Raw genomic sequence first — 603 nt, forward strand, 5'->3', positions numbered from 1 at the left:
TATTCTATTCCGTTTAAATATTCTATTCCGTTTAAAGTAAATCCGTCTTCAGTTTCAAAAACTATTCCCTCTTTATATATTCCCACATCGTTTACTTTAAGCCCCAATCTATGTTCGACAACCATAACTCTTTCGTTTGTAAGAGCCGATACGATTTCGCTTTCATATTTATAATTATAGGCTTTATAAGGTCCTTTAATGTCTATAGTATAAGGCGCTTTTACTTCGGTTAAATGAACTTTGATTGTAGTCGCAAAAATTGTCCCGTTTATTATGAATAAAGATGCGATTATAAATAGAGATTTTATTATTTTCATGATTTTTAATACTCCTAAAATATTGATTTAAAATATAAATTTTAATATCAATATCGGAAATATTAAAAATTTACTTTAAAATAATATTATTTAATTATATTTTAAAAGAATAAAATAAAACCCCATGCATATCCGCATGAGGTTCGTAAAAATTATATTATATGAAAGAATGTAGATTATCCGCAAGTCTAAAATTCTTTAATCTCTCTGCGCACCTTCGGTGAAAGAAAGTAAACCGAACCTATTACTTAAAATAAATTCGGTTTAACTCTTAAAAATCTTATTA

The 603-nt window shown here is 26.5% G+C and carries 1 pseudogene; it reads right to left on the reverse strand.

Features of this window, described 5'->3' with window-relative positions:
• A pseudogene (locus EZH24_RS13170) lies at positions 1-317 on the reverse strand (SpoIID/LytB domain-containing protein); the annotation flags it as partial.
• Between the last annotated feature and the right edge of the window lie 286 nt (positions 318-603).

It is taken from the genome of Brachyspira catarrhinii (assembly GCF_005518285.1).
In the GTDB taxonomy this organism is placed as follows: domain Bacteria; phylum Spirochaetota; class Brachyspiria; order Brachyspirales; family Brachyspiraceae; genus Brachyspira; species Brachyspira catarrhinii.